We start from the raw sequence: 11,948 nt of genomic DNA, 5'->3' as shown, positions 1-11,948 counted from the left end.
CGCCCGATAGTACAACAGTGGGCAACAAAAAAGGCGAACCGGAGTTCGCCTCGCAGTTCGCCTTACTAGGATGCTGGCGGAGTGGACGGGACTCGAACCCGCGACCCCCGGCGTGACAGGCCGGTATTCTAACCGACTGAACTACCACTCCTTGTTCATACTCGCGGAGCCCGAAACTGGTGGGTGCTGAGAGGCTCGAACTCCCGACCTACGCCTTGTAAGGGCGCCGCTCTACCAACTGAGCTAAGCACCCGTTCCGTGATGCATCCGCTACCGGCTGAGTGAGACCTCGATGAAACCCTTCTCGTTCTTCTCGAAGAAGCGCAGATTCGTCTTCGCTTCCTTCAAAAGCCTTCACCCCAACCGGCGAGCCCGTTAGTTTAACGCATCCTTCAGAGCTTTGCCAGGCCTGAATTTCGGCACCTTGGCTGCCTTGATCTTGATCGCGGCGCCTGTGCGCGGGTTGCGGCCCGTGCGCGCGGTGCGCTTGCCGACCGCAAACGTGCCGAAACCGACCAGCGTGACCGACCCACCCTTCTTCAACGTACCTTTGACGCCAGCAATCACCGCGTCGAGCGCGCGTCCTGCCGCAGCTTTGGAAATATCGGCTTGTTCTGCGATGTGGTCGATCAATTCCGTTTTATTCATTCCAGCCCCCGAGAATGTTGTTGGGCAATCGTGAGAGCGCTTGCAAGCGCTCGGTTATAAAGCGGCCCGGCAAAAATGCCGCGCCATGCAATTAGAATGAGCCGAAACCGCCATGTCAACAGGGGTTGCGCCCAATTCCAGGCGGTTTTTTACACGGTTTTCATGACAAAATTTTGCGAAATGGGTCGATGCGCGCACAACTAAACTGGCCGAGCGCCGCGACAGCGCAGCGTGTCGAACGATGGCCGCGCCAGTGCGCTGCCTGTAAGCGGAAATAAAAAACCCGCAGCCTTCGCTGCGGGTTTTGCCGGTTTGGCAGTTACCTGCCTGGGAGCCGACCGACGATTTAGTGCTTCACCACTTCGGTCGCCGTGCCCGACTCCTTCGCCGCTTCGCCCACCGGCGTCGCCGGCTTCGGTTCTTCCTCAGGCAGCGGTGACGGCGCACGCTCGAGCGCAAGTTCGAGCACCTTGTCGATCCAGCGGACCGGCACGATTTCGATTGCGTTCTTCACGTTGTCCGGGATCTCGGTCAGATCCTTGACGTTCTCTTCAGGAATCAGCACCAGCTTGATGCCGCCGCGGTGCGCCGCCAGCAGCTTCTCCTTCAGGCCGCCGATCGGGAGCACTTCGCCGCGCAACGTGATTTCACCCGTCATCGCGACATCCGCGCGCACCGGAATACCCGTGAGCACCGACACGAGCGCGGTCGTCATCGCGATACCGGCGGACGGACCGTCCTTCGGCGTCGCGCCTTCCGGCACGTGGATGTGGATGTCCTGCTTGTCGAACGCTTCGTCCTTGATGCCCAGACGCCGCGAACGCGAGCGCACCACCGAACGGGCCGCTTCGACCGATTCCTTCATCACGTCGCCGAGCGAACCGGTGCGAATCACATTGCCCTTGCCTGGCATCACCGCCGCTTCGATCGTCAACAGATCGCCGCCGACTTCCGTCCACGCGAGGCCCGTGACCTGGCCGATCTGGTTGTCCTTCGCAGCCAGACCGAAGTCGTACTTGCGCACGCCGAGGAACATATCGAGGTTGCTGCCATCCACGGTCACCGCGCCTTCCGCCTTCTTCAGCAGCAGCATCTTCACGACCTTGCGGCAGATCTTCGACACTTCACGCTCAAGCGAGCGCACGCCCGCTTCACGCGTGTAGTAGCGAATGATGTCGCGAATCGCCTGCTCCGCAACGTCGATCTCGCCCGTACGCAGACCGTTGTTCTTCTTCTGCTTGGGCAGCAGGTAACGCTGCGCGATGCTGACTTTCTCGTCTTCCGTGTAGCCGGACAGACGGATCACTTCCATCCGGTCCAGCAGCGGCGGCGGGATGTTCAGCGAGTTCGACGTCGCGACGAACATCACGTCCGACAGGTCGAAATCGACTTCGACGTAGTGATCGGCGAACGTATGGTTCTGCTCCGGATCGAGCACTTCGAGCAACGCCGACGACGGATCACCGCGGAAATCCATGCCCATCTTGTCGACTTCGTCGAGCAGGAACAGCGGATTGCGCACGCCAACCTTGGTCAGGCTCTGCAGGATCTTGCCCGGCATCGAACCGATATACGTGCGACGGTGGCCGCGAATCTCGGCCTCGTCGCGCACGCCGCCCAGCGCCATACGCACGAACTTGCGATTCGTTGCGCGCGCAATCGACTGCCCGAGCGACGTCTTGCCGACACCCGGAGGCCCGACGAGGCACAGAATCGGCGCTTTCACCTTGTCCACGCGTTGCTGGACCGCGAGGTACTCGAGAATCCGTTCCTTGACCTTCTCAAGGCCGAAGTGGTCTTCGTCGAGCACGCGCTCCGCGTTCGTCAGGTCGTTGTTGACCTTGCTCTTCTTGCGCCACGGCAAGCCGATCAGCGTGTCGATGTAGTTGCGCACGACGGTCGCTTCCGCCGACATCGGCGACATCAGCTTGAGCTTCTTGAGCTCGGCATCCGCCTTCTTCTTGGCTTCCTTGGGCATGCGTGCGGCCGTGATGCGCTTCTCGAGTTCTTCGAGATCCGCGCCCTCTTCGCCTTCGCCCAGTTCCTTCTGGATTGCCTTGACCTGCTCGTTCAGGTAGTACTCGCGCTGGCTCTTCTCCATCTGACGCTTCACGCGTCCGCGGATGCGCTTTTCGACCTGCAGGATGTCGATTTCCGCCTCGAGCTGCGCGAGCAGATGTTCGAGACGCTCGATGACAGGGAACATCTCGAGAATGTGCTGCTTCTGGTCAAGCTTGAGCGGCAGATGCGCGGCGATCGTGTCCGCGAGCCGGCCCGCTTCGTCGATGCCCGACAGCGATGTCAAAATTTCCGGCGGGATCTTCTTGTTCAGCTTCACATATTGATCGAACTGCGACACGATCGCGCGGCGCAGCGCTTCAGTTTCCGCGCTATCCGCATGATCGGGTTCGAGCGGCATGACTTCGCACGAGAACTGTGTTTCCTGTTCTTCGATCGACAAGGTCTTCGCGCGCTGCAGCCCTTCGACCAGCACCTTCACCGTGCCGTCGGGCAGCTTGAGCATTTGCAGGATGTTGGCGACGCAACCGACCTCGTACATATCTTTTTCGGTCGGCTCGTCCTTGGCCGCTGTCTTCTGTGCGACAAGCATGATGTGCTTGCCGCCTTCCATCGCCGCTTCCAGCGCTTTGATCGACTTTGGACGCCCCACGAAGAGCGGAATCACCATGTGCGGGAAAACGACCACGTCTCGCAGCGGGAGCAGCGGGAGCGTGACGCGTTCCGGCGGGAGGAGTTGGGTTCCTGACATTTCATTTCCCCATGAGTGGAATCAGTTCGTTCGGTAATTAAGGCCGCGAGAAAGGATTGCAAGCCTACGCGTGTGGAGAAAAGTTCAGTGACACCAAGAAACAGTCCATCCTGATCACAAGATAAACGAAAAAAGCCGTTCACGTCGCCATGAACGGCCTTTTCTCAAAAATCGGGAAGCGCCGATCAATTCGAACCCGCTACCTTCGGTGCGTCTTCGTAGATCAACAGCGGCTTACCGTCGCCCTCGATCACGTTGTCGTCGATGATGACCTTGCTAACGCCTTTCATCGTCGGCAATTCATACATCACGTCGAGCAGCGCCTGTTCCAGAATCGAACGCAGTCCGCGGGCGCCCGTCTTGCGGCGGATCGCCTTGCGGGCGACGGCTTGCAGCGCCGGTGGCCGGATTTCCAGTTCGACGCGCTCCATGCTGAACAGCTTATGGTATTGCTTGACGAGCGCATTCTTCGGTTCGACCAGAATTTTCATCAATGCCGCTTCGTCGAGCTTGCCGAGTGTGGCGACGACCGGCAAACGACCGATCAATTCGGGAATCAACCCGAATTTAATCAGGTCTTCCGGCTCGACATCGCGCAACACCTCGCCGGCGTCCCGGTCCTGCTTGCTCTTCACGCTGGCGCCAAAGCCGATACCGGTCTTTTCGGTGCGGTCGACGATCACCTTTTCCAGGCCATCGAACGCACCGCCGCAGATAAAAAGGATGTTCGTCGTATCAACCTGGATGAAATCCTGGTTCGGGTGCTTACGCCCCCCTTGCGGAGGCACCGACGCCATCGTGCCCTCGACGAGCTTCAGCAGCGCCTGCTGGACGCCCTCGCCCGACACGTCGCGGGTAATCGACGGGTTGTCCGACTTGCGGCTGATTTTGTCGATCTCGTCGATATAAACGATGCCGCGCTGCGCCTTGTCGACCTCGTAGTTGCAGTTTTGCAGCAGCTTCTGGATGATGTTCTCGACGTCTTCGCCCACGTAGCCGGCTTCGGTCAGCGTGGTTGCGTCCGCAATCACGAACGGCACATTGAGCAGGCGCGCAAGCGTCTGGGCGAGCAGCGTCTTGCCCGAACCGGTCGGGCCAATCAGCAGGATGTTGCTTTTTGAAAGCTCGATCTCGTCCTTCTTGTCGAGATGCTTCAGACGCTTGTAGTGGTTGTAGACGGCCACCGCGAGAATTTTCTTCGCGCGTTCCTGGCCGATAACGTACTGATCGAGAATTTCGCGGATTTCTTGCGGGCTCGGCAAATCGGACTTCGACATGCCGGTTTCAAGCCCCGCACCCGCCGCCTCATCGCGGATGATCTCGTTGCACAGGTCGATACATTCATCGCAGATGAATACCGACGGCCCGGCGATCAGCTTTTTGACCTCGTGCTGACTTTTGCCGCAAAACGAGCAATACAACAGCTTTTCGCTGTTTGAACCTTTTTTGTCCGCCATAGATATGTGAGCCTCCGGACACTCCGAGTAACATGATACGCCGTTTGCCGCGCCCCCAACCTCGACGCGGACGATTGTGCAGAAGCTGACGGCGTTTGCCGCAGGCGATCAGACGGGTCTTATTATTTCACAACGTTTTTACCCGGCGCTCTTTCCCCATTTACAGGAAAAACGCGCCGGATCAGCGACGCCCGCGTACCACTCAAGGACGCTTGTGCAGCACCTGGTCAACGAGGCCGTACGCTTGCGCGTCGTCACCGGACATGAAATTGTCGCGGTCCGTGTCGCGCTGGATGCGATCGACCGGCTGACCCGTGTGATGGGACAGTAGTTGATTCAGCCGTTCCTTCAAATACAGGATTTCACGGGCCTGGATTTCGATGTCCGACGCCTGGCCGCGCGCGCCGCCAAGCGGCTGGTGGATCATTACGCGCGCATTGGGCAATGCGAAGCGCTTGCCCTTCGCGCCGGCGGCCAGCAGGAATGCGCCCATGCTGGCGGCAAGACCCATGCAGAGCGTCGAGACGTCCGGCTTGATGAATTGCATCGTGTCGTAGATGGCCATCCCGGCCGACACCGAACCGCCCGGGCTGTTGATGTAAAAGCTGATGTCCTTATCCGGGTTTTCACTCTCGAGGAACAACAACTGCGCAATCACGAGGTTCGCAGTCTGATCGTTCACTTCGCCGACCAGGAACACCACGCGCTCTTTCAGCAGGCGCGAGTAAATGTCGTACGACCGCTCACCGCGACCGCTCGTCTCCACGACGATCGGCACAAGGCCAAGCGCCTGCGCTTCGAGATCCCGATCCCTCGACTGGGTGGTCAGCGTCTGGGAGGTCAGCGTGTCCAGCATTTGAGCGCGGAAGGTCATGCAATGGATCCTTGTCTGGAAATAGTCATACTGGACAGTTGAGTGCGGGACAACGCGTATTCAAGTACCGCGCCGATGAGTCTTCCGCGCAGCACATGCAAAAACGGCGTGCGGCCGTCGCTCCGACGACCGGCACGCCGTAGCAGCAACGCTTAAGCCTGTTGCGCTGTTGCGCTTGCCAGCTCTTCGAAGCTCACTTCCTTGTCCGTCACCTTCGCCTTGCTGAGCACGAAATCGACAACGTTCGATTCGACAACGAACGCTTCCATCTCCGCGAGGCGCTGCTGGTTCGAATAATACCAGCGGACGACTTCCTTCGGGTCTTCGTAGCTCTTGGCAAATTCGTCGACTTCGGCGCGAATCTGCTCAGGCTTCGCCTGCAGCTCGTTCGCCTTCACGAGCTCGGCGAGCACGAGGCCGAGCTTCACGCGACGCTCTGCCTGATCCTTGAACATTTCGCCGGGAATCGGCGCATTCTGCGCATTCGGCACACCACGCTGCACGAGGTCCTGGCGCGCCATTTCGACGAGACGCTGCTGGTCCTGCTCGACGAGCGCCTTCGGCACATCCAGTTCCGAGATTTTCAACAGCGCGTCCATCACCTGGTTCTTCACCACGGCCTGCGTGCGGCGCTTCGCTTCGCGCTCGAGGTTGTCCTTGATCTCGTTGCGCATCTTTGCCAGATCGCCGTCTTCGATGCCGAGCGACTTCGCGAATTCACCGTCGATCTCGGGCAGATGCGGCCATTCGATCTTCTTCATCGTGACCGTGAACTGCGCGGTCTTGCCGGCGACGTCCTTGCCGTGATAGTCGTCCGGGAACTTGAGATCGAATTCGCGCGCGTCGCCGACCTTCAGGCCGAGCGACGCCTTTTCGAACTCCGGCAGCATCCGGCCTTCGCCGAGCACAAAAGCGAAATCTTCCGCGCTGCCGCCCTGGAACACTTCACCGTCGATCTTGCCGACGAAGTCGACCGTCACGCGATCGCCGTCCTTGGCCGCCGTGTCGACGCCGCCGTCGCCATGCGCGCCGGCTTCGCCGCGAGCGTGGTAGTGCACGCGCTGCTTGCGCAGGATGTCCAGCGTGCGGTCGATTTCAGCGTCGCTGATCGTGGTCGTGGTTCGCTCGATTTCGGCGGTCGCGACGTCGCCCAGCTTCACCTCCGGGTAGACCTCGAAGGTCGCGTCGAACGCGTAGGCGCCTTCCTGCGCATCGATCTTCGGGCTGAAGCTCGGCTGGCCGGCGACCCGCAGGTTTTCCGTGCGGCTGATGTCGAAGAACTCCTTGCCGACCTTGTCGCTCAGCACTTCGGCTTCCACCTGGCCTGCATACTGCTGAGTGACCATCTTGAGCGGCACCTTGCCCGGACGGAAGCCGGGCATGCGCACGTTCTTCGCCAGTTGACGGATGCGCGAATCCACTTCTTTCTGCACGGCATCCTTCGGCAGGGAAATCGTCACGCGGCGTTCGAGCTTGCCGAGGTTCTCAACAACGTTAGCCATGGCTTCAATCGTCCTAAAATTATTCGAGCGAATCAGTTATCTTTTCTGCGCCTTCTGCCGACGTCTCAATTGCTGACAGTCTCAACGATCGCGTGCCGCTTCGGCGTCGCTCCTCGGTCTCGCCGATCGCATGTCTCGTGCCGCAGGCGCAGTTTGGGTCAGAGAGCCCAATATTTTAGCAAACTATTCACGCGGTCCACCGCGAATCGGCGTTCAAGCCGACATCATCGCACCCGGCGCCGGTTTCGCGCGGCTTTTGCGCCGGTTTCACATCGACACCGGGCGCTTTGCGCAGCCGGTATGCAATCCCGCGAACAGCTTGCGCAAGCTTCGCGAAATGTCCGCCATCGCTACGCGCTGTATGTATTCGCGCATCGATGCGTGCTATGCCATCCGGCATATTCAGTCGCGTGCGCCATGCTGATAAGCTAGCGAACGCGGTCGGTCAGGCGGTCGTCAAAGCCATGCCCGCACGCACTCTGGCCACACCACACCAATCATCAAGAGACATCATGCCCAATCCGTCGTCCGCGCCTGTCGTCGTCATCGCTCCCGATTCATTCAAAGGCTCGCTTGGCGCCGAAGAAGTTGCGCAGGCAATCGCCGCCGGCATTCGACGCGCACGCGCCGACGCGATCGTTCGCATCTGTCCGATGGCCGATGGCGGCGAAGGCACGCTCGATGCGATGCTCTCGCGCGGCGGCGAGCGCCGCACGCTGACCGTGCGCGGCGCGGCGGGCCCTTCGCGCGAAGCGGCCACGGGCCTGATCGGCGATGGCGGCGCGATCCTCGAGACCGCCGAAGTGGTCGGTATCACGGACCCGGTCGGCATGGGTGTCGCGGTCGAAGAGCGCAGCACGCGCGGGATGGGCGAGGCGATTCGCGCGCTGCTCGACGAAGGCGTGCGGCGCTTCTACGTCGCACTTGGCGGCAGCAGCACGAACGATGGCGGCGCCGGCCTGTTGGTCGGCCTCGGCCTGAAGATTTTCGACGCGCAGGGACGCGAACTCGAACCGACGCCGGAGCAGCTCGCGCGCGCCGCGCGCGTCGATGTGTCGCAACTCGATAAGCGCGTTGTCGACGCATCGTTCATCGGGATGTCGGACGTCGACAATCCGCTCGCCGGCGAGCATGGCGCAACCGCGGTGTTCGGTCCGCAGAAAGGCGTGAAGCCGGACCAGATCATTGCAATCGACGCGGCACTCGCCCGCTTCGCCGATCTGCTCGAGCCGGCGCTCGCGCGCACCGCGCGCGACTTGCCAGGCGCGGGCGCGGCAGGCGGGCTCGGCTTCGCGCTGCATATGCTCGGCGCGCAGTTCGAACCGGGCGCCGAAGTGGTCGCGCGGCAAATCGGTCTCGACGAAGCACTGCAGGGCGCGGACTGGCTCATCACCGGCGAAGGCCGTTCGGACGTGCAAACGCTGCACGGCAAGGCGCCCTTCATCGCGTGCCGGCATGCGCGTGCCGCAGGTGTGCCTGCCACGCTGCTGTCGGGCGCGGTCGACCCGGCGGCACTGCCTCGCCTCACGGAGCACTTCAGTGGCTGCTTTTCGCCTGCGCCCGGACCCATCACGCTTGAAACCGCGATTCGTGACGCAGCCCGCCTGCTCGCAAACGAAGCCGAACAGTTGACGCGTCTGCGATACGCCATTCAACACATGCGTTGACCCGCGAAGCGGATGCGGCAACAATCACAGCGCCACGACCGCATTCACTCACAACAGGAAGACCATGAAGGCCTCCGATAAAGCCGGACTCGAACAGTTTCTGACGTATCGTCTGCACATACTCAACAAACTCTCCGAGCGCGGTATCAGTGAACGATATCTGGAGAAGCTTGGTGTGACGTTGCCTGAAGCACGCGTGATTGCATCGGTTGGGTCATTCGGACCATTTTCGATCATGGACCTCGCGCGCCATGCAAACCTCGACAAAAGTCAGGCAAGCCGCGCGGCCGAAGCGTTAATCAAGCAAGGGCTCGTGCAGCGCGAAGCCAGCGACGACGACGGACGGGTCGTGCTCGTTTCGCTGACCACCGAAGGACGCGTGTTGTATCGCAAGGTCATGCCGATTGCGCGCAAGTGGAATAGCGATCTGTTCGATTGTCTCGACGAGCGTGAGAAGGCGGCATTGGGCGCGGCGCTCGACAAGGTGATCGACGCGGCAATCGAGCGCGACGCACAGTAGAACCTGCACAACGTTCGGTGGGCGGTGCCCGGTGCCCGGCGTCAGGTCAGGCTCGTGATCTGAAGAAATCGTTGCCGTTACAACGAACTCCATCTCATCCGCCGCGGGGTGCGGGTCACCCGCGGCTACGCAGCGTCCGCGCCATCACATCATTCAAAGCCCACTGTTAGCCGCCCGCTGCCGTAGTAACCCGAGCACCGCATCACAGAACGGCGTCGGCACATTCAGCTTGCGACCCAACTCCGGAAATACCCCGAGAATGGGCTCGACCTCGAGCGGCCGCCCCGCTTCGAAGTCCTGCAGCATCGACGTCTTGAACGCGCCGAGTTTGCGCGTGACCGCGACCCGTTCGGACGGGCTCTTGCCGGTCGACAATCCGAGCCGCGCGCCGATCGCCGCGGCCTCCTCCATCATCCGCAGCACGAGCGCGTGAGTCAGTGGATCATCGAGCAGGCGGTCCGCGCTCGAACCGGTCAGCGCGCTCAGTGGGTTCATGTTCATGTTGCCCCACAGCTTCGCCCAGATTTCGGTGCGAATCGCATCGGATAACACGACGTCGAAGCCGCCCGCACGCATCGCCCCCGCGAACGCTTCGGCCTGCGCGGCCAGCTCGGCGCCCGGCGCGCCGACGATCAGTTGATTGCCGCGCCCGCGCCGCACGACGCCGGGCCGATCGGTCGAAGACGACAAGTGCACGACGCAGCCGATCGAGCGCGCCGGCGGCAACGCCGCCGACACACGGCCGCCGGGATCGATCGCCTCGATGTGCTGACCCGCGAGCGGGCCGGCAAACCCGTGCGGGAACCACCACGGCAAACCGTTCATCGCGGCGACGATCACCGTGTCAGGACCGATCATCGGCTGCAGGCTTGCAGCTATCGCAGGCAATGTCTGTGCCTTCAGCGCGATCACCACGCAGTCCTGCACACCCAACGCGCCCGGCTCATCGGACGCGTTCACGCGCACCACCGACTCGTGCGCATCGTCGATCACCTTCAGCCCGTCCGTGCGCAACGCATCGAGCGTCTTGCCGCGCGCCAGTACGCTCACCGTATGACCGGCGCGCACCGCCGCCGCCGCGATCAGGCCGCCAATCGCGCCAGCGCCGACGACGACCATGCGCACGGGCCGCGAAGCTGGGTTCATCGCGCGTCACTCCTTGTATGACGGATCGATCCGGTCGACCTGTCGCAGCAACGCGCGCAGGACATCAGCGCCTGCGCCGTGGCGCGGATCGAACTGCAGCGCATCACGCGTGCTGCGCGCGGCGACATCGTCGGGAATCCGGCGCGGCGCGCCAAGCGCCGCTGTCGCGAGTTGCACTTCACATGCGCGGTTGAGTGTCCATAGTCTCACGAACGCTACGGCGATCGTCGAACCGATCGACAGCAGCCCGTGATTGCGCAAAATCATCAACCGCTTGTCGCCGAGATCGGCAACGACGCGCGGGCCTTCGTCGGCATGAACGGTAACGCCTTCAAATTCGTGGTACGCGACCATGCCTTGGAGTTGCGCCGAATAGAAGTTCGTCGTCTCGAGCCCCACCTGCGAACACGCGACCGCGAGACCCGCCGTGGTATGCGTATGCATCACACAGTGCGCGTCCGGCAACGCGCGATGAATGGCGGCATGCACGACGAGGCCCGCCGGATTCACCGGGTAGGAAGACGCTCCCACCACGTTCCCTTCGACGTCGACCTTCACGAGATTCGACGCGGTGACTTCCGTGTAGTGCAGTCCGAATGGATTGATCAGAAAGTGCGTGTGCGCTCCGGGTATCCGCGTGGTGATGTGGTTATAGATGAGTTCGGTCCAGCCTAGCATCGCGAAGACACGATAGACGCCCGCGAGTTCGATGCGCAATGCACGTTCCGCATCGTTCCCGGTGTCGCCTTGGGTCATCGTCTGGGTAGTGGGCGTTGCGTATGGCCGAACATCGGCGGTGGACATCGCGGTGGTCTCCTTCGTTGCGGCGCGCGCCGTCGCAGCCCGGCAGGCTGCGGCGCAGGCTCAGTGATGGTCAGCGCAGCATAGGACAAGCTGGTTGCGCGCGCAACGAAAAAGCGGAGTTGGGCGTTGACTCGCGTGGCACACCATGCCCATTTTCAGCAAATCGTAATATGGCCTTGTTAGCATGCCGGTCCCTTCCGCTTAATTGATTTTTCGAGGATTCAGAATGAAGAAGGTTTTACTGGCGCTGGTTGCAGTCGCGGCTGGATTGGGCAGCATGTCGTCCGCGTTCGCCGATGACCATCACCATGTGTGCCACAAAGTGCACGTGCATCATCATTGGGAACGTCGCTGCCATTGATTGGCCACGTGGCTCGCGATGCAACCCCGCGTCATGCGGGGTTTTTTGTTTGCGCGATTTCTGTTGTACGCGATGGGTGTATGCAACCGGTGCAACACGCAAAAAGCACGGCTGAACAATGCGCTCAACGCAATAAAAAGCCCTGCTCGACGCGTACGCCAGCAGGGCTGCAGATGACATCACTTCGGACATCACTTCG

At 61.4% G+C, this 11,948-nt stretch carries 10 protein-coding genes and 2 tRNA genes; 2 read left to right on the top strand and 10 right to left on the bottom strand.

Annotated elements, in window-relative coordinates; genetic code table 11:
- Positions 1–74 precede the first annotated feature (74 nt).
- The 7 genes from HV796_RS06365 to tig all read right to left on the bottom strand — a co-directional run bounded on the left by HV796_RS06365 (position 75) and on the right by tig (position 7,251).
- A tRNA-Asp gene (locus HV796_RS06365) sits at positions 75–151 on the bottom strand.
- A gap of 26 nt (positions 152–177) precedes the next feature.
- Positions 178–253: transfer RNA gene (locus HV796_RS06360), tRNA-Val, on the bottom strand.
- Positions 254–375: 122 nt separating this feature from the next.
- Positions 376–648 (bottom strand): HU family DNA-binding protein, encoded by a 273-nt coding sequence (locus HV796_RS06355; RefSeq protein ID WP_175225623.1) that lies wholly within the window; start codon positions 646–648, stop codon positions 376–378.
- 346 nt (positions 649–994) lie between these two features.
- Entirely contained in the window at positions 995–3,418 is a 2,424-nt protein-coding gene (gene lon, locus HV796_RS06350) for an endopeptidase La (protein WP_175225622.1), read from the bottom strand.
- A gap of 185 nt (positions 3,419–3,603) precedes the next feature.
- Positions 3,604–4,875: an ATP-dependent Clp protease ATP-binding subunit ClpX gene (gene clpX, locus HV796_RS06345; protein WP_175225621.1), complete on the bottom strand. Its 1,272-nt coding sequence runs from the start codon at positions 4,873–4,875 to the stop codon at positions 3,604–3,606.
- A 202-nt stretch (positions 4,876–5,077) separates the two neighbouring features.
- Positions 5,078–5,749, bottom strand: coding sequence for an ATP-dependent Clp endopeptidase proteolytic subunit ClpP (gene clpP, locus HV796_RS06340; protein WP_175225620.1), 672 nt, complete (start codon positions 5,747–5,749; stop codon positions 5,078–5,080).
- A 152-nt stretch (positions 5,750–5,901) separates the two neighbouring features.
- On the bottom strand, positions 5,902–7,251 hold the full coding sequence (gene tig, locus HV796_RS06335; protein WP_175225619.1) for a trigger factor: 1,350 nt from the start codon (positions 7,249–7,251) through the stop codon (positions 5,902–5,904).
- Between the two features lie 512 nt (positions 7,252–7,763).
- On the opposite strand from tig, the gene HV796_RS06330 reads away from it, so the two are divergent.
- Positions 7,764–8,918 carry a glycerate kinase gene (locus tag HV796_RS06330; RefSeq protein WP_175225618.1) on the top strand — a complete coding sequence of 385 codons (1,155 nt, stop codon included), beginning with the start codon at positions 7,764–7,766 and terminating at the stop codon, positions 8,916–8,918.
- 64 nt (positions 8,919–8,982) lie between these two features.
- Positions 8,983–9,438 (top strand): MarR family winged helix-turn-helix transcriptional regulator, encoded by a 456-nt coding sequence (locus tag HV796_RS06325; RefSeq protein ID WP_175225617.1) that lies wholly within the window; start codon positions 8,983–8,985, stop codon positions 9,436–9,438.
- A 153-nt stretch (positions 9,439–9,591) separates the two neighbouring features.
- Here the strand turns inward: HV796_RS06325 and HV796_RS06320 are convergent, their stop codons facing one another.
- The 3 genes from HV796_RS06320 to HV796_RS06310 form a co-directional block, all read right to left on the bottom strand.
- Positions 9,592–10,584 (bottom strand): 2-dehydropantoate 2-reductase, encoded by a 993-nt coding sequence (locus tag HV796_RS06320; RefSeq protein ID WP_175225616.1) that lies wholly within the window; start codon positions 10,582–10,584, stop codon positions 9,592–9,594.
- A 6-nt stretch (positions 10,585–10,590) separates the two neighbouring features.
- Positions 10,591–11,388 (bottom strand): class II aldolase/adducin family protein, encoded by a 798-nt coding sequence (locus HV796_RS06315; protein WP_175225615.1) that lies wholly within the window; start codon positions 11,386–11,388, stop codon positions 10,591–10,593.
- Positions 11,389–11,626: 238 nt separating this feature from the next.
- On the bottom strand, positions 11,627–11,941 hold the full coding sequence (locus tag HV796_RS06310) for a hypothetical protein (RefSeq protein ID WP_175225614.1): 315 nt from the start codon (positions 11,939–11,941) through the stop codon (positions 11,627–11,629).
- Positions 11,942–11,948: the final 7 nt, after the last annotated feature.

Origin of the sequence: Paraburkholderia humisilvae (assembly GCF_902859855.1) — a bacterium.
GTDB lineage: Bacteria > Pseudomonadota > Gammaproteobacteria > Burkholderiales > Burkholderiaceae > Paraburkholderia > Paraburkholderia humisilvae.
The sequence above is the reverse complement of the archived record's forward strand: the minus strand, read 5'-3'. Positions and strand labels throughout refer to the sequence as shown.

Coding starts and splice junctions, on each gene's coding strand:
- tig (WP_175225619.1), bottom strand. CDS start 7,251: ATGGCTAACGTTGTTGAGAACCTCGGCAAGCTCGAACGCCGCGTGACG.
- HV796_RS06310 (WP_175225614.1), bottom strand. CDS start 11,941: ATGTCCGAAGTGATGTCATCTGCAGCCCTGCTGGCGTACGCGTCGAGC.
- HV796_RS06325 (WP_175225617.1), top strand. CDS start 8,983: ATGAAGGCCTCCGATAAAGCCGGACTCGAACAGTTTCTGACGTATCGT.
- clpX (WP_175225621.1), bottom strand. CDS start 4,875: ATGGCGGACAAAAAAGGTTCAAACAGCGAAAAGCTGTTGTATTGCTCG.
- HV796_RS06330 (WP_175225618.1), top strand. CDS start 7,764: ATGCCCAATCCGTCGTCCGCGCCTGTCGTCGTCATCGCTCCCGATTCA.
- HV796_RS06355 (WP_175225623.1), bottom strand. CDS start 648: ATGAATAAAACGGAATTGATCGACCACATCGCAGAACAAGCCGATATT.
- lon (WP_175225622.1), bottom strand. CDS start 3,418: ATGTCAGGAACCCAACTCCTCCCGCCGGAACGCGTCACGCTCCCGCTG.
- clpP (WP_175225620.1), bottom strand. CDS start 5,749: ATGACCTTCCGCGCTCAAATGCTGGACACGCTGACCTCCCAGACGCTG.
- HV796_RS06320 (WP_175225616.1), bottom strand. CDS start 10,584: ATGAACCCAGCTTCGCGGCCCGTGCGCATGGTCGTCGTCGGCGCTGGC.
- HV796_RS06315 (WP_175225615.1), bottom strand. CDS start 11,388: ATGTCCACCGCCGATGTTCGGCCATACGCAACGCCCACTACCCAGACG.